Genomic DNA, 24,821 nt, shown 5'->3' on the forward strand with positions numbered 1-24,821 from the left:
GGCCAAGGAATCATGACTGAGATCGAGAGGTACTCGTACGACGTCGTGGTGATCGGCGCCGGCGGCGCCGGGCTGCGCGCGGCGATCGAGGCGCGCCTCCAGGGCAAGAAGACCGCGATCATCTCCAAGTCGTTGTTCGGCAAGGCCCACACGGTGATGGCCGAGGGCGGTGCCGCCGCCGCGATGGGCAACGTCAACGCCAACGACAACTGGAAGGTCCACTTCCGCGACACCATGCGCGGCGGCAAGTTCATGAACAGCTGGCGGATGGCCGAGCTGCACGCCAAGGAGGCCCCGGACCGCATCTGGGAGCTGGAGATGTGGGGCGCGCTGTTCGACCGCACCAAGGACGGCAAGATCAGCCAGCGCAACTTCGGCGGGCACGAGTACCCCCGGCTCGCGCACGTCGGCGACCGGACGGGCCTGGAGCTGATCCGCACCGCCCAGCAGAAGATCGTCGCCCTCCAGCAGGAGGACCACGCCGAGCACGGTGACTACGAGGCCCGGCTCAAGGTGTGGGCCGAGACTACGGTCACCCGGCTGCTGAAGGACGCCGACGGCAGGGTCTGCGGCGTGTTCGGCTATGTCCGCGAGACCGGCAGGTTCGTGGTGTTCGAGGCGCCCGCGGTGGTGCTGGCGACCGGCGGCATCGGCAAGGCGTTCAAGGTCACGTCCAACTCGTGGGAGTACACGGGGGACGGGCACGCGCTGGCGCTGCTGGCCGGCGGGACGCTGCTGAACATGGAGTTCGTGCAGTTCCACCCGACCGGGATGGTCTGGCCTCCGTCCGTCAAGGGCATCCTCGTGACCGAGTCGGTGCGCGGTGACCGCGGCGTCCTGCGCAACTCCGAGGGCCGCCGGTTCATGTTCGACTACATCCCCGGGGTGTTCAAGGACCAGTACGCGACCACCGAGGAGGAGGGCGACCGCTGGTACGACGACCCGGACAACAACAAGCGCCCCCCCGAGCTGCTGCCCCGCGATGAGGTGGCGCGCGCGATCAACTCCGAGGTCAAGGCGGGACGGGGATCACCGCACGGCGGGGTGTTCCTCACCGTCGTGGACCGGATGCCGGGCGGTGCCGCCGAGATCGTCCGGCGGCTGCCGTCGATGTACCACCAGTTCAAGGAGCTGGCGGACGTCGATATCACCAAGGAGCCGATGGAGGTCGGCCCGACCTGCCACTACGTGATGGGCGGGGTGGAGGTCGACCCCGACACCGGCGCGGCGAAGGTGCCGGGCCTGTTCGCGGCGGGCGAGGTCTCCGGCGGCATGCACGGCTCGAACCGGCTTGGCGGCAACTCGCTGTCGGACCTGCTGGTCTTCGGCCGCCGGGCCGGGCTCGGCGCGGCCGAGTACGTGGACGGCCTGGCCGCGCGGCCCGCCGTCCCGGACGCGGAGGTCGAGGCGGCGACGGCCGAGGCGCTCGCGCCGTTCGAGCGGGAGGGCGGCGAGAACCCGTACGCCGTCCACGCCGAGCTGCAGCAGACGATGAACGACCTGGTCGGCATCATCCGCAAGGAGGAGGAGCTGAAGCAGGCGCTGGAGACGCTCGGCAAGCTCCGTGAGCGGGTCGCGAACGTGAGCGTGGAGCCGGTCGCGGTCAACGAGGGCCGCGGCTACCACCCGGGCTGGCATCTCGCGCTGGACCTGCGCAACATGCTGCTGGTGTCGGAGGCGGTCGCGAAGGCGGCGCTGGAGCGGCAGGAGAGCCGCGGCGGCCACACCCGCGACGACCACCCGCAGATGTCGGCCGAGTGGCGGAAGGTCAACCTGGTCTGCTCGCTGGCCGGTGACCCGGCGTCCCCGCACGTCGAGCTGACCCGGCAGCCGATGACGCCGATGCGGCCCGACCTGCTCGAACTGTTCGACAACGACGAGCTGAAGAAGTACCTGACGGCCGAGGAGCTGCCGGAGGGCAAGGCCGAGGAGTCCGCGCCGGACCCGGCCGCCGCGGGCGCCGACGCGGAGGACGAGGAGGACGACCGATGAGCTACGAGGCCAAGTTCAGGGTCTGGCGCGGCGACGAGGGCTCCGGTGAGCTCACCGACTACACGGTCGAGGTGAACGAGGGCGAGGTCGTCCTCGACATCATCCACCGGCTGCAGGCCACGCAGGCGCCCGACCTCGCCGTCCGGTGGAACTGCAAGGCGGGCAAGTGCGGCTCGTGCTCCGCGGAGATCAACGGCATGCCAAAGCTGTTGTGCATGACCCGCATGTCCACCTTCGCGCTGGACGAGACGATCACGGTCACCCCGATGCGCACCTTCCCGGTCGTCCGCGACCTGGTGACGGACGTGTCGTACAACTACCAGAAGGCACGGGAGATCCCGTCGTTCGACCCGGGCGACGTCAAGCCCGGCGAGCTGCGCATGCAGCAGGTGGACGTCGAGCGCTCGCAGGAGTTCCGCAAGTGCATCGAGTGCTTCCTGTGCCAGAACGTGTGCCACGTCATCCGTGACCACGAGGAGAACAAGGAGCACTACGCCGGCCCGCGTTTCCTGATGCGGATCGGGGAGCTGGAGATGCATCCGGCGGACCAGGCCGACCGGCGCAACATCGCGCAGGACGACCACGGGCTCGGCTTCTGCAACATCACCAAGTGCTGCACGGAGGTCTGCCCCGAGCACATCAAGATCACCGACAATGCCCTGATCCCGATGAAGGAGCGGGTGGTGGGCCGCAAGTACGACCCGGTGGTGTGGCTCGGCAGCAAGCTCGGCATCGTGAAGAAGGGCCAGGACACCCCGTCCGCCTGACGGTTCTCGCGAACGTCCCCCGCCGCCCCGCGCGACGGGGGGCGTTCGCGTTTCCGCCGATCTCCGCTGCGGGACCGGCGCTCTGGCATGCGGCGCTCCCGAAACACGGCGGGCGGCGTGCCCCCGGACCGCCGCCCGCCGTTTCCGCCGTTCCCCGTGGACGCCGTGGACGCTCGGACGACCTTCCGGTCGCGCACGCCGGTGTCCACCCTGACCCACATCCGGCCGCCGGAGTAGGGATTTGTGCACACAACGCGTGACTGACCCGTGATTTCCCGGGAGGCATGCGAGCGCGAATCCCTCTAGCGTGGTGGGCATGAACCCCCTCGAACCGGCCTCGTTCCTTGCCGAGCTGACCCCGGCGGAACGCGAGGATTTGGAAGCACGTGGCCGCGTCCGCGACTTCGCGCGCGGGGACACGCTCTTCACCGAGGGGGAGGATCCCGGCTGGGTCGCCGTTCTGCTGCGCGGCCGGGTGAAGGCGTTCTCCTACCATGAGCAGGGCGGTGAGGCACTGCTGGCGGTGCGCGGGCCGGGGGCGTTATTGGGCGAGGTCGGCGCGATCGACGGGCTGCCGCGGTCGGCGTCGGTCACCGCGCTCGAACCGGTGCGGGTGCTCGCGGTCACCGCGGACGAATTCATGGCGTTCCTGCAGGCTCACGGCCGTGTCTCGATCCTCATCATGCGGATGCTGTGCCAGCGCTGGCGTGACGCCGACCGCAAGCGCGTCGAGTTCGGCATGTTCGACGCGACCGGACGGGTCGCGCAGCGGCTCGTCGAACTGGCCGAGCGTTTCGGGGTGCCGCACCGGACGAGCACGGGCGGTGAGAGCGTCCGTATCACGCTGAACCTGTCGCAGGAGGAGCTGGCGGGATGGGTCGGCGCGTCCCGGGAGGCGGTGAGCAAGGCGCTGCGGACGCTGCGCCGGCACGGCTGGATCGAGACGGGACGCCGGCGCCTGATCGTCCACGACCTCCAGGCCCTTCGCCGCCACGCGCGCTGAGCGGTTCCCGAGGTCCGGGGCGTCCCGGGCCTGCGCGCCGACCCTCCGCGTCCGGGCGGCCGGCCGGCCCGTACTCTGTGCAGGATGCAGCTACAGCAGCTCGCCTACTTCGTCGCGGTCGCGGAGGTGCGTCACTTCACGCAGGCCGCGGAGCTTCTGCGGGTGGCGCAGCCGTCGCTGTCCAAGCAGATCCGCGCGCTGGAGAGCGAGCTGAGCGTCTCACTGTTCCGGCGTGCGCGCGGCAACATCACGCTGACGCCCGCCGGTGAGGCGCTGCTGCCCTTGGCCAAGCGCATCCTGGCCGATGTCGACACCGCCCGCTTGGAAGTGCAAGAGCTGGCCGGTCTCAGGCGCGGACGGGTACGGCTCGGCGCTACACCGTCCCTATGCGCGGGCCTATTGGCGGACGTTCTGCGTCGCTTCCACGACGCCTACCCGGGAATTCAGCTCCTCGTCGAGGAGGGAGGTTCGCGGGACCTCGTCCGGGAGCTGACACGCGGTTCGCTGGACCTGGCCCTGGTCATCCTTCCGCTTCAGGGTGCCCCGCCCCTGGACACGACCCCGATCCTGCGCGAACACCTCGTGGTGGCCTCCCCGGCGGGGGCCGGCACGCCCGTCCAGATGCCGCGCCGTTCGTACCTGCGCATCGAGGATCTGCAGGACCGTCCCCTGGTGATGTTCCGTCCCGGATACGACCTGCGTGAGGCGACCATCAGCGCGTGCCGGGCGGCCGGGTTCGAGCCCAGGTTCGCCGTGGAGGGCGGCGAGATGGACGCCGTGCTCCGCTTCGTCGAGGTCGGCCTGGGGATCGCGGTCGTCCCCAGCATGGTCCTTGCCGGACGTCCCGGCCTGCGCGGGACCCCGCTCGTCCTGGCGGATGAGGAGGCACGCCGCGGCCGCCACGGTCCGGGCCTGCTGCGGACGATCGCGCTCGCCCACCGCAAGGATGTCGAGCTCACCCACGCGGCGCGCGCCTTCCAGGAGACCCTGCAGACGTTCCTTGTGGAGGCCGGCCTGGCCGGAGACCTCCCCGCGGGCGTCGAGAGCCTGGTGGGCGCCTAGATCCGCGGTTGCCCGGCGGCCTCCAGCAGGCGGATCCAGCCGCGGGTCCGGGTCTCCTTGACCGAGACGTCCACCGCCCGGAAGGAGTCCGCGGCGCATCCTCGGCACTGGCGGACGACCTCCTGGTAGAACCAGTCGGACGCGATCAGCGCGAGGACGCCGGGGGAGGCGCGCAGCGCGTCCTTGAGCGGGGCGGCCTCCAGCAGCCGGAACGCCGTGTTGACCGAGCAGCCGGCGACGCCGTGGTCGTCGTAGTGGACCTCACCGGCGTGCATGGCGGCGCGGGCCCTGATGTGCGCGCCCGGTGGCGCCTCCTCGTTGTGCCGTTCCAGCAGGGCCGCGAGCGCGGTGGGGAACGGCCCGGCCAGCCGCTCTTTCGGCACGTCGGGGCCGATGAGGATCAGGGCGCCGTCACCGCGGTCCTCGCAGTAGCACGACTCCGGCGGAATGCCGGACTCGGTGAACGCCTCCCGCAGCGCGCGGTACAGCCCGTCCCGGGTGATGAGCTGGTCCGGGTTCAGCCGGCCCCCGAAGCCCGCGACGTCCACGCAGAGGATCGACCGGTGCACCGCCGGCGGCGAATCCGGCATACCGTGCATCTGCCGATGCAGATGCACCTGCTTCTGCACGTGCATGAGGGGATCGTATTGCAAGATCGCGTCGGTGCGGAGACCTGGCCGCCATGTACGGGAGGCCGATCGGGTCCGGACCGGAAGTGATCGGGTGGTCACATGAGAACGGCCCCGCCCGGTATGCCGGGCGGGGCCGAGATCGAGGGTGGGCTACCGCTTCTTTCCGCCCGCGGTCGCCTTCAGGTAGTCGCCGTTGAGGCGGCCGATGACGTCGAGCGGGATCCCCTTCGGGCAGGCGGCGGTGCACTCACCGGTGTTGGTGCAGCCGCCGAAGCCCTCCTCGTCGTGGGTCTCCAGCATGGACACGACACGGTCCCAGCGTTCCGGCTGCCCCTGCGGCATCAGGCCGAGGTGGGTGACCTTGGCGCCCAGGAACAGGGCCGCGGAGCCGTTCGGGCAGGCCGCGACGCAGGCGCCGCAGCCGATGCACTCGGCGGCCTCGAACGCGCGGTCGGCGTCCGGCTTCGGGACGGGCGTCGAGTGCGCCTCGGGGGCGGTGCCGGTCGGGGCGGTGATGTAGCCGCCGGACTGGATGATCCGGTCGAATGCCGAGCGGTCGACGACCAGGTCCTTCACGACCGGGAACGCCTTGGCCCGCCACGGCTCGACGTCGATGACCTCGCCGTCCCGGAACTTGCGCATATGGAGCTGGCACGTGGTGGTGGCGCGCTCCGGGCCGTGCGGGGTGCCGTTGATGACCAGCGAGCACATGCCGCAGATGCCCTCGCGGCAGTCGTGGTCGAACGCGACCGGCTCCTCGCCGGACGCGATGAGCTTCTCGTTGAGGACGTCCAGCATCTCCAGGAACGATGCGTCGGGGGAGACGTCGTCGAGCTTGTACTCGACCATTCCGCCCTTGTCCTGGGGGCCGCTCTGGCGCCAGACGCGCAGTGTGAGCTTCATGATTACTTGTACGACCTCTGAGTCGGCTTGACGTATTCGAAGTCCAGGGCCTCCTTGTGGAGGACGGGCTGCCCGCCCTCCCCGGCCCATTCCCAGGCGGCGACGTAGCCGAAGTTGTCGTCGTCGCGCTGGGCCTCGCCGTCCTCGTCCTGGCTCTCGGCCCGGAAGTGGCCGCCGCAGGACTCGGTGCGGTGCAGCGCGTCGATGACCATCAGCTCGGCCAGCTCGAAGAAGTCGGCGACGCGGCCGGCCTTCTCCAGCTGCTGGTTCAGCTCCTCGCCCTTGCCGGTCACCTTGACGCGCGTCCAGAACTCCGCGCGCAGCGCCGGGATGAGCTCCAGCGCCTTGCGCAGCCCCTCCTCGGTGCGCTCCATGCCGCAGTACTCCCACATGATGTGGCCGAGTTCGCGGTGGAAGGAGTCGACGGAACGGTCCCCGTCGATCGACAGCAGCCTGTCGATCTGGGTCTTCACCCTGTCTTCGGCCTCGGTGATCGCCGTGTCGGCGACCGGGGGGAGGCTGTTGCGGGCGATGTAGTCGCCGATCGTGTTCGGCAGGACGAAGTAGCCGTCCGCGAGGCCCTGCATCAGCGCGGACGCGCCGAGCCGGTTCGCGCCGTGGTCGGAGAAGTTCGCCTCACCGATCACGAACAGGCCCGGGATGGTGGACTCCAGGTCGTAGTCCACCCACAGGCCGCCCATCGTGTAGTGGACGGCGGGGTAGATGCGCATCGGCGTGTCGTAGGGGTTCTCGCCGGTGATGCGCTCGTACATCTCGAAGAGGTTGCCGTACTTGGCCTCGACCTTGTCCCGGCCGAGCCGCGCGATGGCGTCCGCGAAGTCGAGGTAGACGCCGAGGCCGCCGGGGCCGACGCCGCGTCCCTCGTCGCAGACGTTCTTCGCCGCGCGGGAGGCGATGTCGCGCGGGACGAGGTTGCCGAAGGACGGGTAGATGCGCTCCAGGTAGTAGTCGCGCTCGTCCTCGGGGATGTCGTAGGGCTTGCGGGTGTCACCGGCCTTCTTCGGCACCCACACCCGGCCGTCGTTGCGCAGCGACTCCGACATCAGCGTCAGCTTCGACTGGTGGTCGCCGCTGACCGGGATGCACGTCGGGTGGATCTGCGTGTAGCACGGGTTGGCGAACAGGGCGCCGTGCCGGTGGGCGCGCCAGGACGCGGTGACGTTCGAGCCCATCGCGTTCGTGGACAGGAAGTACACGTTGCCGTAGCCGCCGGACGCCAGCACGACCGCGTCCGCCGTGTAGTGCTTGATCTCGCCGGTGATGAGGTTCCGGACGACGACGCCGCGCGCCCGCCCGTCCTCCATGATCAGGTCGAGCATCTCGTGCCGCGGGTGCAGTTCCACGTTCCCGGCGTCGACCTGCCGCATCAGCGCCTGGTAGGCGCCGAGCAGGAGCTGCTGGCCCGTCTGCCCGCGGGCGTAGAAGGTGCGGGAGACCTGCGTCCCGCCGAACGAGCGGTTGTCGAGCAGGCCGCCGTACTCGCGGGCGAACGGGACGCCCTGCGCGACGCACTGGTCGATGATCTGCCGGGAGATGTCGGCGAGCCGGTGCACGTTCGACTCGCGGGACCGGAAGTCGCCGCCCTTGACCGTCTCGTAGAACAGCCGGTACACGCTGTCGCCGTCGTTGCGGTAGTTCTTGGCGGCGTTGATGCCGCCCTGCGCGGCGATCGAGTGCGCGCGGCGCGGGGAGTCCTGGAAGCAGAACTGGATGACGTGGTAGCCGGCCTCGCCGAGGGTGGCGCCGGCGGAGCCGCCGGCGAGCCCCGTCCCGATGATGATGATCTTCTTCTTGCGCTTGTTGGCCGGGTTGACCTGCTTGGCCTCGAACTTGCGGGTCGTCCAGCGGTCCTCGATGGGGCCCTTGGGCGCCTTGGTGTCGGCGATCGGCTCGCCGGACTTGTAGAAGCTGTCGGTCATGGTGGTCAGCTCACCCATCCGAACGTGATGGAGACGGGGATGGCGACGAAGCCGAGCGTGATCAGCGCGGCGAGGGTCGCGGCGAGGCCCCGCAGGGCGTTGTGGGTGCGCGGGCCGCGCAGCCCGAGCGTCTGGAACGCGCTCCAGATGCCGTGGTTGAGGTGCAGGCCGACGAGGAGGACGGCGACGATGTACCAGATGGTGATGTACCAGCGGGACGGGTCGAAGTCGGCGACGAGCCGCTCGTAGGGGGTGGCGTCGGAACCCTTGGGGTTCACGACGAAGAACGTGAGGTCCAGCAGGTGCCAGATGATGTAGACCGCGATGATGACGCCGCCGTACCGCATCGTGTGGGTGGCATAGCCCTGCGCGTGTGACTTCTTCTTGGACTGGTACTTGACCGGGCGCGCGGCGGAGGCGCGGCGGGCGAGCGACACCGCCGACCACATGTGCAGCACGACCGAGACGGCGAGCACGGCCTCAAGGAGCGTCAGGACGGTCCGGTGCGGTACCGCGGGCTCACCGATCGTGCGCAGCCAGTGCGCGTAGTGGTTGAACTCGTCCGCGCCGAGGAAGATCTTCAGGTTCCCGAGCATGTGCGTGATCAGGAACAGCACGAGGACGCCGCCGGTCACCGCCATGACGGCCTTCTTGCCGACGGTTGACCGGTAGATCGCAGGTATCGCTATAGCCACGGCCTGCACGCTATGTCCGGATCGGAGAATAGTTCCAAGTCATCAGCGCACTGGTGGCGATAGCCGCAGGCTATGAATGCACGCAGAACGGCTGTTGTGGCCGTTTTGTAACGTTCCGTCGGGTGAGTGACCTCACAGAGTGTTCGGGAACTCTCCGGGAGAGTGATCGAGAAAACGTTGACGAAAGTCAGGAAGTTGTGGTCAGTGCCTCACGGGCACCACGCCGTGCTGCCGTGACAGCAGCAGGACGGCCAGGTCATCGGTCAGGGCGTCCCCGTTGAGACGTTCCACATCGGTCACCAGCCGGTCGATGAGGCCGCGTCCGGTGGCGCCCGTGTCGTGCGCCTTCCGAGCCAGATCGACGAGCCCGTCGGTGCCGAGCCGGTCGGAGCCCGCGCCGACCTTCCCCTCGATCAGGCCGTCGGTGTAGAGCATCAGCCCCCAGGACTCGCCGAGGTCGATCTCGGTGGTCGGCCACTCGGCGCCGGGCACCAGGCCGAGCGCCGGGCCGTGCGCGTACTCGGGCAGCGCCGCGACCTCGCCCTCCTGCCCGGGGGTGCCGCGGAACAGCAGCGGCGCGGGATGCCCGGCGAGATGCATCCGGGCGGTCCGGCGGGACGGCGCGATCGTGATCATGCAGAGCGTGGTGAAGATCTCCTCGCTGCGCCGCTCGTGCCCGAGGACGGTGTCGAGGGTGCCGAGCAGCTGCTCGCCGGTGTGCCCGGCGAGCACGAGCGTCCGCCACGCCATCCGGAGCTGGACGCCGAGGGCCGCCTCGTCCGGGCCGTGCCCGCACACGTCCCCGATCATCAGGTGGACGGCGCCGCCCTTGGTCTGCACGGTGTCGTAGAAGTCGCCGCCGAGCAGCGCGCGCCGCCGGCCGGGCCGGTAGCGGGTGTGGTGCCGCAGCGACGGGTCGTCGATCAGCGGGACGGGCAGCAGCCCGCGCTCCAGCCGGGCGTTCTCGCGCCCGAGGATGCGCGCCTCGACGAGCCGCCGCTCGGTCTCCTCCGAGCGCTTGCGCTCGATGGCGTAGCGGATGGCGCGGGCCAGCAGCGGCCCGTCGACCTCCTGCTTGACCAGGTAGTCCTCGGCGCCGGCGGCGACCGCCTGAACGCCGAGGTAGGCGTCGTCCAGGCCGGTCAGGACGACGACGGCGGCGGGCCCGGACAGCGCGAGTACCTGGCGGAGCCCCTCCAGCCGGTCGATGCCGGGGGTGGAGAGGTCCACGATGATGCACTGGGTGCGGCGCGTCAGGGTCCGCCGGGCGGCGACGAGGTCGCCCGCGACGGTGATCCCGACGTCCAGGCCGCTTTCGGCGAGCATCTTCTCGACCATGAGGACGTCGGAGGGGTCGTCGTCGATGAGGAGCAGATCGATCCTGTCCTCGGTCCCCGGCGTGAAATGGTGCGTCTGATGGCTGATCGTGCTCACAGGGCTTCCGGAAGTCGGGCTGACGGCACTGGCAACGGCGGTAGCACACCACTTGTTCCCGCGGCTGCGGGAAGGTGCGAGCGGCTGCGCCGGGGCAGCGGCATCGGCCTAGCCGCCAGGGTCCCGGCTCAAGGAGCGGGGGAAGCGTCGCTCCGTACGTTCCAGACCTTAGCGTGTCGTCCCATCTCGGCGCATCCCCGGCGCGCGCCCTGATCGCGTTTTCCGGTCTGCCCGAAACGCGTCCGAGCTGGTGAAAAACCAGTCGAGAACCGAGCGTCTCGCTGCATAACCTTTCGTCCCGTGAAGTCGTTGCCGGAGAAAGATCCTGGCAGACCCGACCACGCTGTTCGAGGGGGGAGGTCCCCCCGCGGCTCCCGGCGCGACTCCGGCGCCGATCGCCGAGCTCCCGCCCGCTACCTGCTGTGGCTGCTGCGCCTCCAGTGGCGCAGCATCACCGCCGGCGCGCTCTTCGGCGTGGTCTGGATGCTCAGCCAGGCACTGATGCCCGCCGCGATCGGCCGCGCCATCGGCGACGGCGTCGCGGCGCGGGACGAGCGCGCCCTCGTGACCTGGTCCGCCGTCCTGTTCGGCCTCGGCGTCGTCCAGGCCGCCACCGGCGCCGTCCGGCACCGGTTCGCCGTGTACAACTGGCTCGCGGCGGCCTACCGGACGGTCCAGCTCGTCACCCGGCAGGCCACCCGGCTCGGCGCGACGCTGCCGAAACGGCTGAGCGCGGGCGAGGTGGTCAGCATCGGCCTGTCGGACGTGTCGCACATCGGCGACTCGCTGGACATCGTGTCGCGTGCGTCGGGCGCCGTCGTCGCGATCGTCGTCGTGGCCGCGATGCTGCTGAGCACGTCGCCGCCGCTCGGCCTGATCGTGCTGGTCGGCGTCCCGCTGATCCTGGCGATCGCGGCGCCGCTGCTGCGCCCCTACCGCGACCGCGAGCTGGCGCACCGCGAGCTGGTCGGCGAGCTGAACACCCACGCCACCGACCTCGTCGCGGGCCTGCGGGTACTGCGCGGCATCGGCGGCGAGCGGCTGTTCTCCGGCCGCTACCGCGCCGAGTCGCGGCGGGTGCGCGCCGCCGGGGTGGCGGCCGCGCGGGCCGAGACCCGGATGAACGGCGCCGAGGTGCTGCTGCCCGGCCTGCTGATCGCGCTGGTGACCTGGGCCGGTGCCCGGTTCGCGGTCAGGGGGGAGATCGGCGTCGGTGAGCTGGTCGCGTTCTACGGCTACGCGGTGTTCCTGATCGTGCCGCTGAAGACGCTCGGCGAGGCCGCCGGGAAGATCACCAAGGGGATGGTCGCGGCGGGCCGGGTGACCGCGCTGCTGCGGCTCGACCCCGAGCTGCCGGGCACCGGGACGGCCCGTCCCGCGGCGGACTCCGAGCTGGTCGACATCGCATCCGGGCTGGTCGTGCGGCCGGGCCGGGTGACCGCGCTCGCGGCGGCCGACCCGCGCGACGCGCAGGTGATCGCCGACCGGCTCGGCCGGTACACCGGCGGCGAGGTCGACTTCGGCGGCGTCCCGCTGTACGAGGTCGCGGACGTCCGGAAACGGATTCTGGTCGCCGTCAACGAGGACCGCCTGTTCTCGGGGCCGCTGCACGAATCCCTGGCACCGGACGGCGACGAAGCGGCGCTGAGGGCCGCGATCCATGCCGCCTGTGCCGAGGACGTCGTCGCCTCGGTCGGACTGGACGCGCATGTAGCCGAGGCCGGACGAGAGTTCTCCGGCGGCCAGCAACAGCGCCTTCGCCTTGCACGGGCGCTCGTATACGACCCCGACGTCCTCATCCTGGTGGAGCCGACCAGCGCGGTGGACGCGCACACCGAGGCACGTATCGCCGCCAGGCTCGGCCAAGCGCGCGTGGGCCGCACCACCGTGGTCTGCACAACGAGCCCGCTGATGCTGGACCGCGCCGACCACGTGGCCTTCGTCCAGGACGGACAGGTCATCGCAGAAGGAACCCACCGCGACCTCCTGGAGACCGAGCCGCGCTACGCGGCCACCGTCACCAGAGGAGAGGCCGCAGAAAGGGCGGGCATGTGAGCGCCGAGACCCTCCCGGTCGCCGGCCCCGCGCAGGTGCGGGCGTACGCGCGGCGGCTCGTGCTGCGGCACCCCCGCGCCCTCGCCGGGGTGCTGGCCCTGCACGCGCTGGCCGCCGTGACCGGCCTGGTGACGCCGCGGCTGCTCGGCGCCCTCGTCGAGGACGTCCGCGACGGCCGCGCCGACATCGACACCACCGGCCTCGCCATCGCCGCGTTCGTCATCGCCCAGGGCGTGCTGATCCGGTACGCCTACCTCGCGTCCGCGAAGCTGGGCGAGCGGGTCCTGGCCGAGCTGCGCGAGGAGTTCGTCGACCGGGTGCTGGCGCTGCCGCTGTCCACGGTCGAGCGCGCGGGCACCGGCGACCTCGTCAGCCGCGCGTCCCGCGACGTGGACACGCTGGGCACCTCCGTCCGGTACGCGATGCCGGAGACCCTCGTCGCGAGCGTCGTCGGCGGGCTCACGGTCGGCGCGCTGCTGCTCAACGGGCCGCTCGTCGCGCTGCCCGCGCTGGTCGCCGTCCCGATGCTGGTGGCGGTGATGCGCTGGTACCTGCCCCGCGCGCGCGGCGGCTACCTGGGCGAGCACGCGGCGTGGGCGCGCATCGCCGACGGGCTGACCGAGACCGTCCAGGGCGCCCGGACCGCCGAGGCGCTCGGCCTCGCCGACCGCCGGCACCGGCGCGGCGACGCCGACATCGCGGCCTCCTACAAGGTGGAGCGGTACACGCTGCGGCTGCGCACGGTCCTGTTCCCCGTGGCCGAGATGGGTTTCGTGCTGCCCGTCGTGTCGACGCTGCTGGTCGGCGGGCTCCTCTACATCAACGGCATGGCGACGCTCGCGCAGGTGACCGCCGCGACCCTGTACGTGCAGCAGCTCATCGAGCCGGTCGACACGCTCCTGTCGTGGCTGGACGAGCTGCAGCTCGGCGGCGCGTCGCTGGCCCGGCTGCTCGGCGTCGGCGACGTCCCGCCCGACCGGACGCCGAACGGCGGCCGCCCGGCCGGGGAACGGCTCACGGCGCGGGACGTCCGCTACTCCTACCGTCCCGGGCGGGACGTCCTGCACGGCGTGGACCTCGACCTGCGCCCCGGCGAACGCCTCGCGATGGTCGGCCCGAGCGGCGCGGGCAAGTCGACGCTCGGCCGCCTGCTCGCCGGCGTCGACGGCCCCCGCTCCGGCGCGGTCACCGTCGGCGGCGTCCCGCTGGTCGAGCTGCCCCTGGACGACCTGCGCCGCGAGGTCGCGCTGGTCACCCAGGAGCAGCACGTGTTCCGCGGCTCGCTCCGCGAGAACCTCGTGATGGCCCGCCAGGACGCGTCCGACGGCGAGATCCGCCGGGTCCTCACGGCCGTCGACTGGGACGGGCCGGACCTGGACACCGTCGTCGGCTCCGGCGGCGCGACGCTGTCGCCCGCCCAGGCGCAGCAGCTCGCGCTGGCCCGGCTCGTCCTCGCCGACCCGCACACGCTCGTCCTTGACGAGGCGACGTCGCTGCTCGACCCGCGCGCCGCGCGCCGCCTCGAACGCTCGCTCGCCGCCGTCCTCGACGGCCGGACCGTCGTGGCGATCGCGCACCGCCTCCACACCGCCCACGACGCCGACCGTGTGGCGGTGGTGGAGGACGGCCGCATCACCGAACTAGGCACCCACGACGAGCTGATGGCCGCTAACGGCCCTTACGCCGCCCTCTGGGCGTCCTGGCACGGCGGTCACCCGGACAGGGCGGACTTCAGGTAGTCGACCTGGATGTGGAGGAGGTTCTCCGCGACGACCTCCTGTGGGGTCATGTGGGTGACGCCCGAGAGGGGCAGGACGGTGTGCGGGCGGCCGGCGGCCAGCAGCGCCGACGACAGCCGCAGGGTGTGGGCGGCCACCACGTTGTCGTCCGCCAGCCCGTGGATGATCATGAGGGGCCGCTTCAGCTCGCCGGCCATCCCGGTGAGGGAGTTGGCGGCGTAGCTCTCCGGCTCCTCGTCGGGGTGGCCCAGGTAGCGCTCGGTGTAGTGGGTGTCGTACAGGTGCCAGTCGGTGACGGGGGCGCCGGCGATGCCCACATGGAACACATCCGGGCGCTGCAGGACGGCGAGGGCCGAGAGCCAGCCGCCGAACGACCAGCCGCGGATGCCGACGCGGTCGAGGTCGAGCGCGTCCGGATGCCGGCGCGCCGCCTCGACCAGCGCGGTGATCTGGTCTTCCAGCACGGGGCCGACGAAGTCGCCGCGGACGGCGCGGTCCCAGGCCGGGCCGCGCCCCGGGGTGCCGCGGCCGTCCGCGATCACGACGGCGAACCCCTGGTCGGCGAGCCACTGCGGCTCGCAGTACATGCGGTGGACGGCGAGGACGCGCTGGGCGTGCGGCCCGCCATAGGGGTCCATGAGGACGGGCAGGCGCCCCTGGCCGGGCTCCCACCCGGTGGGCAGCACCACGGCGGTGCGGATCTCGCGGTCCCCGCAGCGCAGCAGTTCCACCCGCGGGGTGATCACCGGGGTCTCGGCGAACGACGCGACCGGGTGCACGGCGGACGGCGTGCGCACCTCGGTCTCCGTGCCGGGACGGTCGAGCCGCGCGCCCGTCACCACGGTCACCCCGCCGGAGCGCAGGCCGCCGAAGACGCCCTGCCCCTCGGTCAGCCGCGTCACCTCGCCCGCCTCGTAGGAGTACAGGTGCACCTCGGTCGGCTCCTCCGAGGCGGTGAACAGGATCGACTCGCCGTCCGCTCCGAGCACCGACCGGACCTGCAGGCCGCCCGGCGTGACGGGCTTGCCCGCGACGGTGAGCCGGCGGGTGTCGGTGTCGGGGTCCTCGGAGGTCCAGATGAGGTCTCCGGCGTTCGTCCGGGCGGGCAGGCCGGGGACGATGTCCGTCCACACGGGGTCGTGCTCGGTGTGGACGAGCGACGTCTCGCCGTTGGACGGGTCGACGCTGAGCACCCGCTGCGAGCGCTGGTCGCGCGGCTGGACGACGATCAGCAGGCCGTGCCGGTCCCAGCCGGCCGTGACGAAGTAGGGGAACATGCCGCGGTCCCAGCCGATGCCGACGCGCCGGCCGTCCACCTTGAGCAGCACCAGCGACACCAGCGCGTTCGGCGTGCCGGCGGCCGGGTAGGCGATCTCGGCGGGGGGACGCTCGGGGTTCGCGGGATCGGCGATGTGCCAGCGGTGTACCGGCGTCTCGTCCACCCGGGCGACGAGCAGCGTTCCGCCGTCGGGTGACCACCAGTGGCCGCGCAGCCGGCCCATCTCCTCCGCCGCGACGAATTCGGCGAGGCCGTAGGAGATCTGGTCGGACTCCGGCTGGACGAGCGCGCGGTCATCGGTGCCGTCCATCTCGATGAGGCGTAGCGTCCGGCCCGATACGTAGGCGATCCGCTTGCCGGCCGGATCGGGACGCGGGTCGAACACGGGTGTCTGCGCGGGTAGTTCGCGGACGAGTGCGGTGTTGAGGTCGGCGACGTAGAGGCGCCCGGCGAGGGTGAAGACGGCCTGCTCCATGGCCTGGTCGGTGGCGTACCCGACGATGCCGCCCGCCTGCTCGCGGGCCCGCTCGCGCCGGGCGCGCTCTTCGGCGGGCAGGTCCTCCTCGCCCGGGACGTCCAGCGTCGCCGGGTCGGCGACGCACCGCTCCTCGCCGGTCGCGGTGTCCAGCGTCCACAGGCAGGTCACAGGGTCGTCGCCCGCCCTGGTACGCAGGAAGACGACGCGCGACTCGTCCGGCGCGATCTGGAATGCACGGGGTACCCCGAGGGTGAACCGTCGGGTGCGGGCGCTCTGCCGCGGATAGCTGATGCTCATGACAACCGAGTCTGCCAGGATGACGGGGAAGTACGGCCCGCGGCGCTCTCCCGCCCCTTATGATCACGGGTCGTCGCGTGGTGGCCGGGAATGTCCCGTGCCCGGGTCCGCGCTCGCGTAAGCTCAAAGCTTCCCCAACACTTTTCCTGTCGCGGGCTGAGGAGTGGTCAATGCCGGAGCTGCAGTCGGGAGATCCCCGGCGGCTTGGCTCGTACGAGATCGTCGAACGACTCGGTGAGGGCGGCCAGGGCGTCGTCTACGCCGGCGTGGACGCCTCTGGGAACCGGGCCGCGATCAAGCTGCTCCGCGCCGACCTGGCCGGGGACACGATGGCGCGCACCCGGTTCGTCCGGGAGGCGCAGGCCGCCAAGCAGGTGGCGCGGTTCTGCACCGCGCAGGTCCTGGAGGCCGACGTCGCGGGCGACCAGCCGTACATCGCCAGCGAGTACGTGCCGGGCCCGTCGCTGTACAAGCAGGTCACCGAGAGCGGCCCGATCGGCGGGGCGGCGCTCGACCGGCTCGCGATCGGCACCGCGACCGCGCTCGTCGCGATCCACCAGGCCGGGATCGTGCACCGCGACTTCAAGCCGCACAACGTCATCATGGCGCCGGACGGGCCGCGGGTCATCGACTTCGGTATCGCGCGGGCCCTTGACACCGGGCAGACGAACGCGACCAAGGCGATCGGCACGCCGTCCTACATGGCGCCCGAGCAGGTGGCGGGGGCGACCCTCACCGAGGCCGTGGACGTGTGGGCGTGGGCCACCACGATGGTGTTCGCCGCGACCGGCCGCCCGCCGTTCGGCGACGACACCGTCGTCGCGGTGATCAACCGGGTGATGCACGAGCCGCCGGCCCTGGACGGCGTCCCCGCCGACCTGCACCGGCTGGTCGCCGCGTGCCTGGTCAAGGAGCCGGAGCGGCGGCCGACCGCGCAGCAGCTCATGATGGCGCTGATCGGCAGCGGGCCGGGCGGGGCCGGGCAGACCCGGATGGAGGACTCGGCGCAGGCCGACACCATGCTCGCGGAGGGCTCGACGCTCGCCGCCGGCGGCCTCGCCGCGGCCGGGATGATGGCGGGCGCGACCCAGCCCGGCGCCCCCGGTGGTCCCGGCGGCGGGACGCGCCGTGTCTCGCCGGCCGACTACACCGGGACGCTGCCGCCCGCGCCTCCTCCGTACGGCGCCGACCGGGGCCGCCGCGACGGCTGGGAGCCCGAGCACAAGTCCAGGTGGCCGATCCTCGCGGCCGTCGCGGCGATCGCCGCCCTGGCGCTGGTCGTCGGCCTGTTCATGGCGACCCGGAACGACGACCCGCCGGCCGGGCCCGCCACGCCGGCGGTCTCCGACTCCGGCACGGTGTCGGAGACCCCGACGACCGAGGAGCCCGACGAGCCGGCGCCGACCCCCACCCGGACGCGCCGGTACACCACGCCGGCGACGCGGGAGCCGACCACCACGCCGCCGACCTCGCGGGAGCCGACCACCACGCCGCCGACCAGCAGCGCACCGACGACCACGCCGCCGTCCACCGGCACCGGAGGCGGTGACGGCGGTGGCGGCACCGGCGGTGGCGGTACCGGGGGCGGTACCGGCGGTGGCACCGGTGGTGGTACCGGAGGCGGTACTGGCGGCGGTACCGGCGGCGGGACCGGCTGAAGCCCGCCCGCCGGGCTTGCGGGGCGCGTGGGGCAGGGCGGCCATCACCGCGGTGCCGTGCCCTGAGTAGGCTCGTTGACTATGAAGGAGCCGCGGATCCTGTTCGTCCACGCCCATCCGGACGACGAGTCCATCGGGACCGGGGCGACCATGGCCAAGTACGCCGCCGAGGGCGCCCACGTCTGTCTCGTCACCTGCACGCTGGGCGAGGAGGGCGAGGTCATCCCCGAGGAACTGCGCCACCTGGCGTCCGACAAGGAGGACCGCCTCGGCGAGTACCGGATCGGGGAGCTCGCGGCGGCCTGCGAGGCGCTCGGCGTGCGCGACCACCGCTTCCTCGGCGGCGTGGGACGCTGGCGCGACTCCGGCATGATGGGCGCCCCCACCAACGACGACCCGCGCTGCTTCTGGCGGGCGGACGTCGACACGGCCGCGCGGGATCTCGTCGCGGTGATCCGGGAGGTCCGGCCGCAGGTGATCGTCACCTACGACGAGCGCGGCAACTACGGCCATCCCGACCACATCCAGGCGCACCGGGTGGCGCGGCGGGCGTTCGAGCTGGCCGCCGACCCGTCCTACGAGGACGGCGCGCCGCCGTGGCGGGCCGCCAAGTTCTACGCCTACGCCACGCCCCGGACCGTCCTCGCGCGGGCGATCGCGGTGATGCGCGAGGCGAAGCTGCCGTTCGCCCGCGTCGCCGGGCTGGACGAACTGGGCTCCGGCGTCCCGGACGGGCAGGTCACCACGGTCGTCGACGCCCGCGCCCAGCTGCCCGCCAAGCTCGCGGCCCTGCGCGCGCACCGTACCCAGATCGTCGTCGCGCCCGAGCGGGTCGGCCCGTTCTTCGCGCTGTCGAACAACCTGGGGCAGCAGGCGTTCGGCACCGAGTACTTCATCCTGCAGGCCGGTGAGCCGGGCCCGATCGGCGCCGGGCGCCGCGAACGCGACCTGTTCGCCGGTCTCACGGACTGATCAACAAAGGGGACGCCCGTGCCCCGGTACCCTGACGTCCGTGCATAAGGACGACGACGAGGCGCGGGTCAGCCTCGCCAAGGACGGCCGCCCGGCGGGCGGCGACGGCGGCGGGTCCGGCCTGGACCGGGCGGACGGCGAGCGGCCGCTGGACGCGTTCGTGTCCGGCGCCGCCTACGCGGCCCTCGGCCTGCTCGGCGGGGTGTTCGGCCTGGTCGGCTCGTTCGCCCAGGACTGGACGGTCGGCTCCGTCCCGGTCGCGGCGATCGTCCTGGTCGCGCTGGTCTTCCTGATGGCCCGCCTGTCCGGTCTCGGCATGGGCGGCCGGCTCGGTGCGACGGTCCCGGCGGTGACGTGGGGAATCGTGGTGTTCGTGATGTCGATGCGCCGCGGTGAGGGCGATCTCGTCGTCCCCGCGACCACGGCCGGCTACCTGTTCATCATCGGCGGCATGCTCGCCGCGGTGGCCGGGATCATGATGGTGCCGCCGGCCCGCCCGCCGGGCGAGTGGCTGCTCGGGAAGGCGGCGCGTACCCGCAGGTAGCGGCACCGGCCCGGGGGAGCCCCCGGGCCGGCGGCCAGGTCAGGGCGCCACCGGTGCGGGTTCGGGCTCGACGCTGAGCGCGGTGTTCGCCCGGTGGCCCTTGAGGGTCAGGCAGGCGACGGCGCCGAGGAGGATGACGCCGATCGGCAGCCACATCGTCGGCTTCATCGCGTGCACGAAGCCGTGCGAGAACACCTGCCCGGCCAGTTCGTTGACGCGGTGCGCGATGGCGGGCGGGACACCGGGCGGAAGCTGCTGCCTCGCGCCGCTCTGGCCCGCGCCGACCTCCAGGCCGCCCTTGGCCGCGTCCGCGAACCCCTGGACGAAGCCGGGACGCATGTCCGCCGGGAGCGCGGTGGAGCGGGCCGTCGCCTCGTCCCGCAGCGCGGACGCGAGCCGGTTCTGCAGCGTGGCGCCGACCGCCGCGCTGCCGAGCACCGACCCGACCTGCCGGATCATGTTGTTGACGCCGGACGCGGCGCCCGCGAGCCGCGGCGGAACATTCCGGGTCGCCTCGGTGGCCATCGGCGCGAACACCCCGCCGATGCCGAGGCCGGCCACGACGAGCGGGCCGATGAACGCGGTCCAGTCCGTCCCGACCTCGGCGATGGCGACGATCCACCCCATGCCGGCGGCGTAGAGGACGAGGCCGGTCATCAGGATGAACTTGCCGCCGATGCGGTCGGACAGCCGTCCCGCGACGGGCGCGAGGAACATCGACACGACCGAGGACGGCGCCATGACGAGGCCCGCCTTGAGGGCGCTGAAGCCCAGCACCGACTGCAGGTAGATCGTCATCGGCAGGAACATGCCGATCATGCCGACCGAGACGGCCGCGCCGACGAAGTTCAGGACGGTGAAGTTGCGGTCCTTGAACAGCGAGAACGGGACGAGCGGCTCACCGTCCTGGCGGGTGCGCTGCTGGAGGACGAAGACCACGAACAGTGCGAGCCCGGCGGCGATCAGCCCCCAGATCCCCTCGTTCCACTCGTACTTCTGGCCCTCGGTGAGCGCGAACGTGACGCAGAACAGGGCGGCGGACGCCAGCAGGACGCCGGCGACGTCGAACCGGTGCCGGACGGTGCGGGTGTGGCCGGGCAGGATCGGCACGGCCATGGCCAGCACCAGGATGCCGATCGGCAGGTTCACGAAGAAGATCCACCGCCAGCTGAGGCTGGTGACGAGCAGCCCGCCGATCGTCGGGCCGGCGATGGTGGACACCCCGGCGACCGCGCCCCACACGCCGAGCGCGGCACCGCGCCGCTCCGCCGGGAACACGCTGATGATCATCGACATGGTCTGCGGCATCAGCAGTGCCGCGCCGAGCCCCTGCACCGCGCGGGCGGCGATCAGCTGCGTCGGGTCCTGGGCGATGCCGCACACCAGGCTGGACAGCGTGAACAGTGCCACCCCGGTGATGAACAGGTTCTTCTTGCCCCACAGGTCACCGAGCCGGCCGGCGGTGATGAGCAGGACGGCCAGCACCAGGATGTAGGCGTTGACGACCCACAGCACCTGGTCGAGCGAGGCGTCCAGTTTGTCGATCATGCTCGGGATCGCGATGTTCACGATCGTGAGGTCGAGCAGGGTCATGAAGAATCCGAGGGAGAGCGTGAGCAGGATCGCCCAGGGATTGCCGCGCCATTTGCTCATGTTGCCCCCTTGTCGTCATGGCGTGGTGGCCGCGGTCGCGGATGGCAGAGGAACTGCACCTCGTCGTCCTTCCAGGTGAGGCGGCCGGAGTCGAGGTCGTCGGTCAGGCCCCGGACGAAGTCCAGTTCGCCGCGCACCCGCGCGATCAGCCATTCCTGGTCGATCAGCTTGTAGCGTTTGAGGCCCTGCTTGCGGAGTGCGTCGTGCGCGGTCTGGTGCGCGGCGAGCGCGGACTCCAGCACGACCGTGCGGTAGCGCAGCAGCCGGGCGACCTCGCCCTCGGGGAGCAGGTTGATGAACGCCAGCCCGGTGCCGAACAGCGGGAACTCTTCGGTGGGGTTGCGCAGCAGTTCGGCGAGCCGGAGCTGCGCGGCGTCCCGTCCGGCGCTGGTCACCGCGTAGATGGTGCGCTCGGGCCGGCGGCCCTCGCGGCTCGTCTCCAGCGGTTCGATCAGCCCGCACGCGGCGAGCCGCTCCACCGAGTGGTACAGCGACCCGTGCGTGATCTTGACGGCCTGGTCGTAGGCGCAGTCGCGGATGCGCTGCTGCATCTCGTACGGGTGCATGGGGCGGTCGCACAGCATCCGCAGCACGGTCAGCGCGAGCGGTGTGATGGGTCGGGACATGACGGCGGCCTATGGTCGATTCTGGTTAGTCCACTTAGACTAATCCATGTGGACGGCTGCTGTCATCTTTCTTCATGTCCGGCATTTCCGTGCAGGTGGGACGGGGTCAGCGCACGGCGTCCACCGAGTTGGCGGCGCCGTTGCGGGCCACGTAGTCGCCCACCCGGTCCTGCCGGACGGTGGTGAACAGCGTCCGCATTCCATCCTCGTCCAGGAGTACGACACTCTGGCGGTCCCGCTCGGCCGTCCCCGCGACGGGGACGGTCAGGTACTCCGTCAGGGACGTCTTGAGCAGCCGGCGCGCCAGCCTGCGCAGCGTCCCGGCGGTCACCGAGTCGTCCACGGTCACCGAACCGGTCACGGCCCGGACGAACCGGTCGATCCTGATCGGATTGCGGGTGTCCATCGCCTTGTCCGCGAGCGCGTGCAGGAACGCCTGCTGCCGCTTGATCCGGTCGAGGTCGCCGCTCGGCAGGTTCCACCGCTGCCGGACGAAATCGAGGGCCTCGGCGCCGTTCAGATGCCGGCGCCCCGCCTCCCACGTGCGGTTGTGCATCGGGTCGTGGGTCCGCTTGGTGATGGTGACGTCCACGCCGCCGAGCGTGTCCGTCATCTTCACGAACCCGCCGAAGTCGAGCGCGGCGTAGTGGTCGACGCGGACGTGCGTGAGCTGCTCCACGGTACGGATCAGCAGCGGCGGCCCGCCGTAGGCGAACGCCGCGTTGATCTTCGTGGTGCCGTGCCCGGGGACGGGCACCCAGCCGTCCCGCGGGATCGAGATCAACGAGACCCGGTCGCCGCGCCCGGACAGGTGCACCAGCATGATCGTGTCGGCCCGGGCGCCCATCGAGGGGATGTCGGCGCGCCGGTCGGAGCCGATCAGCAGCCAGTTCTCACCGCGTCCGGTGGAGGACGGCCGGCCCGGCGCGGTGGGCAGCGCTCCGGCGACCCGCCTGACCTCCCCGTTGTACGCGCGCTGGAGCAGGTAGAACCCGCTCGCGAGCAGCACCAGGAGGCCCAGTGCCAGCCCGCCGCACCCGATGGCCACCCGGCGTCGGCCCTTGTTCCGCAGCATGCCCGCCACACTGCCCCCGCGGGCACGCCGCGCCACCGCGCCGTGCGGGCCCCGGCCAAGTCTTTGATGATCCTCGGGGCTGCGGTGAAGGAGGAAACGCCGCCGGGCGCCGTTGACCGGCGACGTTTCGGTTCAGGGGGCCGGAGTGATGCGGTGGGTTCAGCCCTTGAGGGCGATCTCCAGCTGGTCGAGGGCCCAGTCCAGGTCGTCCTGCTCGATGACGAGCGGGGGCGCGAGGCGGAGGGTGGTCTCGTGGGTCTCCTTGGCGAGGACGCCGAGGCCCATGAGGCGCTCGCTGACCGGGCGGGCCCTGCCGTGCAGTTCGACGCCCGCCCACAGGCCGCGCCCGCGCACCTCGCGGACGAGGTCGCCGGGGAGGTGACCGAGCCGCTCGTGCAGGTGGGCGCCGAGCGTCCGGGAGCGCTCCTGGAACTCGCCGGTCTTCAGCATCGCGATGACCTCGCGGCCGATCGCGCAGGCGAGCGGGTTGCCGCCGAACGTCGAGCCGTGCTGGCCCGGCTTGAACACGCCGAGGACGTCGCGGTCGGCGACGACGGCGGAGACCGGCATGATGCCGCCGCCGAGGGCCTTGCCGAGGATGTAGATGTCGGGGACGACGCCCTCGTGCTCGACGGCGAACGTCGTGCCGGTGCGGCCGAGGCCCGACTGGATCTCGTCCGCGATCATCAGCGCGCCGCGGGCGGTGCACAGCTCCCGCACCGCGCGCAGGAACCCGCTCGGCGGGACGTTCACGCCGGCCTCGCCCTGGATCGGCTCGATCAGCACGCCGACGGTGGCGTCGTCCATCGCGGCCTTGAGCGCCTCGGCGTCCCCGTACGGGACGGTCCGGAAGCCCGGCGTGTAGGGGCCGTAGGAGTCGTGGGCGTCCGGGTCGGTGGAGAAGCTGATGATCGTGGTGGTGCGGCCGTGGAAGTTGCCCTCGAACGTGATGATGTTCGCCTGCCCGGCCGGGACGCCCTTGACCTCGTAGCCCCACTTGCGGGCGGTCTTCAGCGCGGTCTCGACGGCCTCGGCGCCGCTGTTCATCGGCAGCACCATGTCCTTGCCGCACAGCTCGGCCAGCTCGGACACGAACGGGCCGAACTGGTCGTGGTCGAAGGCCCGGCTGACCAGCGTGACGCGGTCGAGCTGCCGCTTGACGGCCGCGGTGAGGCGCGGGTTGCGGTGCCCGAAGTTGACCGCGGAGTAGGCGGCCAGCATGTCGAGGTAGCGGCGGCCCTCGACGTCGGTCAGCCACACCCCGTCCGCCTCGGCGACCACGATGGGAAGGGGGTGGTAGTTGTGCGCGCTGTGCTCCTCGGACATGGCTCGCAGCTGGTCGGTCGGCGTCACGACGCTCCTTCGCGGCTCGGCCCGGCCGGAGGGGCCGGGGGCATGGCTGGGGCACCGGGGTGGGGCCCCGGTGCCGGGAGAGGAGGCCGGGCGGGTCAGGTGGCCGCCGGTCCGCCTCCCAGCGTATGTTCGGAATTGACCGGCGACCAATGACGAAAACCGACTTAGAGGGTGCTGTTCGTTGCGTCTTGACGAGCTCGACCGTCACATCGTTGCGCGCCTCCTGGAGGACGGCCGCGCTTCGTACGCGCAGATCGGGGCGAAGGTCGGGCTGTCGGCCCCGGCGGTGAAACGGCGGGTCGACCGGCTGCGGTCGGACGGCGTCATCACCGGCTTCGCGGCGGTCGTCGACCCGGCGGCGCTCGGCTGGACGACCGAGGCGTTCATCGAGATCTTCTGCACGGGTGCGACGTCCCCGGAGGAGATCTACTCGAGTGTCCGCGGCCATCCGGAGGTCGTCGCGGCGTACACGATCAGCGGCGACGCGAGCGCGCTGGTCCATGTGCGGGCCCGTGACATCCAGCACCTGGAGCAGGCCCTCGAACGGCTGCGCCGGGAGAACAACATCACCGCGACGAAGACGGCGATCGTGCTGTCCCGGCTGATCGGGCGTCCGACCGACGCGCCTTCGGGCCAACCTGTTACCGATCGGTAGGCTCCCGTC

The 24,821-nt window shown here is 71.7% G+C and carries 20 protein-coding genes; 10 read left to right on the forward strand and 10 right to left on the reverse strand.

The genetic code is table 11. The features are described 5' to 3' along the window. Positions 1-12 precede the first annotated feature (12 nt). The 4 genes from ACQP1N_RS08060 (at position 13) to ACQP1N_RS08075 (ending at position 4,824) form a co-directional block, all read left to right on the forward strand. Positions 13-1,992, forward strand: coding sequence for a fumarate reductase/succinate dehydrogenase flavoprotein subunit (locus ACQP1N_RS08060; protein WP_433230116.1), 1,980 nt, complete (start codon positions 13-15; stop codon positions 1,990-1,992). Further along, a complete protein-coding gene (locus ACQP1N_RS08065; RefSeq protein WP_433230118.1) occupies positions 1,989-2,759 on the forward strand; it encodes a succinate dehydrogenase/fumarate reductase iron-sulfur subunit in 771 nt (256 codons plus the stop codon). Before ACQP1N_RS08060 ends, ACQP1N_RS08065 begins: the two co-directional genes overlap by 4 nt. A gap of 316 nt (positions 2,760-3,075) precedes the next feature. Next, on the forward strand, positions 3,076-3,762 hold the full coding sequence (locus ACQP1N_RS08070; protein WP_433230121.1) for a Crp/Fnr family transcriptional regulator: 687 nt from the start codon (positions 3,076-3,078) through the stop codon (positions 3,760-3,762). An 84-nt stretch (positions 3,763-3,846) separates the two neighbouring features. After that, entirely contained in the window at positions 3,847-4,824 is a 978-nt protein-coding gene (locus ACQP1N_RS08075) for a LysR family transcriptional regulator (RefSeq protein WP_067794992.1), read from the forward strand. Here ACQP1N_RS08075 and ACQP1N_RS08080 read toward each other — a convergent pair. The 5 genes from ACQP1N_RS08080 to ACQP1N_RS08100 form a co-directional block, all read right to left on the reverse strand. Then, positions 4,821-5,459: a hypothetical protein gene (locus ACQP1N_RS08080; protein WP_433230125.1), complete on the reverse strand. Its 639-nt coding sequence runs from the start codon at positions 5,457-5,459 to the stop codon at positions 4,821-4,823. The genes ACQP1N_RS08075 and ACQP1N_RS08080 overlap by 4 nt on opposite strands. Positions 5,460-5,606: 147 nt before the next feature. Then, positions 5,607-6,359: a succinate dehydrogenase/fumarate reductase iron-sulfur subunit gene (locus ACQP1N_RS08085; RefSeq protein ID WP_067794988.1), complete on the reverse strand. Its 753-nt coding sequence runs from the start codon at positions 6,357-6,359 to the stop codon at positions 5,607-5,609. Between the two features lie 2 nt (positions 6,360-6,361). After that, positions 6,362-8,299: a fumarate reductase/succinate dehydrogenase flavoprotein subunit gene (locus ACQP1N_RS08090; RefSeq protein ID WP_433232614.1), complete on the reverse strand. Its 1,938-nt coding sequence runs from the start codon at positions 8,297-8,299 to the stop codon at positions 6,362-6,364. 5 nt (positions 8,300-8,304) lie between these two features. Next, positions 8,305-8,994: a succinate dehydrogenase cytochrome b subunit gene (locus ACQP1N_RS08095; RefSeq protein ID WP_084262657.1), complete on the reverse strand. Its 690-nt coding sequence runs from the start codon at positions 8,992-8,994 to the stop codon at positions 8,305-8,307. Positions 8,995-9,195: 201 nt separating this feature from the next. Then, positions 9,196-10,428: a PP2C family protein-serine/threonine phosphatase gene (locus ACQP1N_RS08100; protein WP_433230129.1), complete on the reverse strand. Its 1,233-nt coding sequence runs from the start codon at positions 10,426-10,428 to the stop codon at positions 9,196-9,198. Positions 10,429-10,728: 300 nt separating this feature from the next. On the opposite strand from ACQP1N_RS08100, the gene ACQP1N_RS08105 reads away from it, so the two are divergent. Both ACQP1N_RS08105 and ACQP1N_RS08110 read left to right on the forward strand, forming a co-directional pair. Beyond that, positions 10,729-12,483: an ABC transporter transmembrane domain-containing protein gene (locus ACQP1N_RS08105; RefSeq protein ID WP_084262648.1), complete on the forward strand. Its 1,755-nt coding sequence runs from the start codon at positions 10,729-10,731 to the stop codon at positions 12,481-12,483. Continuing rightward, positions 12,480-14,222, forward strand: a complete 1,743-nt coding sequence (locus tag ACQP1N_RS08110) for an ABC transporter ATP-binding protein (RefSeq protein WP_067794982.1) — start codon at positions 12,480-12,482, stop codon at positions 14,220-14,222. Before ACQP1N_RS08105 ends, ACQP1N_RS08110 begins: the two co-directional genes overlap by 4 nt. Here ACQP1N_RS08110 and ACQP1N_RS08115 read toward each other — a convergent pair. Beyond that, positions 14,195-16,276, reverse strand: a complete 2,082-nt coding sequence (locus ACQP1N_RS08115) for a prolyl oligopeptidase family serine peptidase (protein ID WP_433230131.1) — start codon at positions 16,274-16,276, stop codon at positions 14,195-14,197. The two genes, ACQP1N_RS08110 and ACQP1N_RS08115, sit on opposite strands and share 28 nt — an antisense overlap. Before the next feature lie 170 nt (positions 16,277-16,446). On the opposite strand from ACQP1N_RS08115, the gene ACQP1N_RS08120 reads away from it, so the two are divergent. The 3 genes from ACQP1N_RS08120 (at position 16,447) to ACQP1N_RS08130 (ending at position 19,450) form a co-directional block, all read left to right on the forward strand. Next, on the forward strand, positions 16,447-17,934 hold the full coding sequence (locus ACQP1N_RS08120) for a serine/threonine-protein kinase (protein ID WP_084262646.1): 1,488 nt from the start codon (positions 16,447-16,449) through the stop codon (positions 17,932-17,934). Between the two features lie 81 nt (positions 17,935-18,015). Then, on the forward strand, positions 18,016-18,906 hold the full coding sequence (gene mshB / locus ACQP1N_RS08125; RefSeq protein WP_067794976.1) for an N-acetyl-1-D-myo-inositol-2-amino-2-deoxy-alpha-D-glucopyranoside deacetylase: 891 nt from the start codon (positions 18,016-18,018) through the stop codon (positions 18,904-18,906). 40 nt (positions 18,907-18,946) lie between these two features. Further along, a complete protein-coding gene (locus tag ACQP1N_RS08130; protein WP_433230135.1) occupies positions 18,947-19,450 on the forward strand; it encodes a DUF6113 family protein in 504 nt (167 codons plus the stop codon). Between the two features lie 39 nt (positions 19,451-19,489). Here ACQP1N_RS08130 and ACQP1N_RS08135 read toward each other — a convergent pair whose 3' ends face one another. The 4 genes from ACQP1N_RS08135 to rocD all read right to left on the reverse strand — a co-directional run bounded on the left by ACQP1N_RS08135 (position 19,490) and on the right by rocD (position 24,130). After that, positions 19,490-21,103 carry a DHA2 family efflux MFS transporter permease subunit gene (locus tag ACQP1N_RS08135; RefSeq protein ID WP_067794970.1) on the reverse strand — a complete coding sequence of 538 codons (1,614 nt, stop codon included), beginning with the start codon at positions 21,101-21,103 and terminating at the stop codon, positions 19,490-19,492. Continuing rightward, positions 21,100-21,729: a PadR family transcriptional regulator gene (locus ACQP1N_RS08140; protein WP_067794967.1), complete on the reverse strand. Its 630-nt coding sequence runs from the start codon at positions 21,727-21,729 to the stop codon at positions 21,100-21,102. The genes ACQP1N_RS08135 and ACQP1N_RS08140 overlap by 4 nt, the downstream gene beginning before the upstream one ends. 106 nt (positions 21,730-21,835) lie before the next feature. Continuing rightward, positions 21,836-22,804, reverse strand: a complete 969-nt coding sequence (locus tag ACQP1N_RS08145) for an LCP family protein (RefSeq protein WP_433230140.1) — start codon at positions 22,802-22,804, stop codon at positions 21,836-21,838. 159 nt (positions 22,805-22,963) lie between these two features. After that, positions 22,964-24,130: an ornithine--oxo-acid transaminase gene (gene rocD / locus ACQP1N_RS08150; protein WP_165488382.1), complete on the reverse strand. Its 1,167-nt coding sequence runs from the start codon at positions 24,128-24,130 to the stop codon at positions 22,964-22,966. Between the two features lie 208 nt (positions 24,131-24,338). Between rocD and ACQP1N_RS08155 the strand changes: the two genes are divergently transcribed. Continuing rightward, positions 24,339-24,812 carry an Lrp/AsnC family transcriptional regulator gene (locus tag ACQP1N_RS08155; RefSeq protein WP_067794958.1) on the forward strand — a complete coding sequence of 158 codons (474 nt, stop codon included), beginning with the start codon at positions 24,339-24,341 and terminating at the stop codon, positions 24,810-24,812. Positions 24,813-24,821 lie beyond the last annotated feature (9 nt).

It is taken from the genome of Actinomadura formosensis, assembly GCF_050948385.1.
In the GTDB taxonomy this organism is placed as follows: Bacteria; Actinomycetota; Actinomycetes; order Streptosporangiales; family Streptosporangiaceae; genus Spirillospora; species Spirillospora formosensis.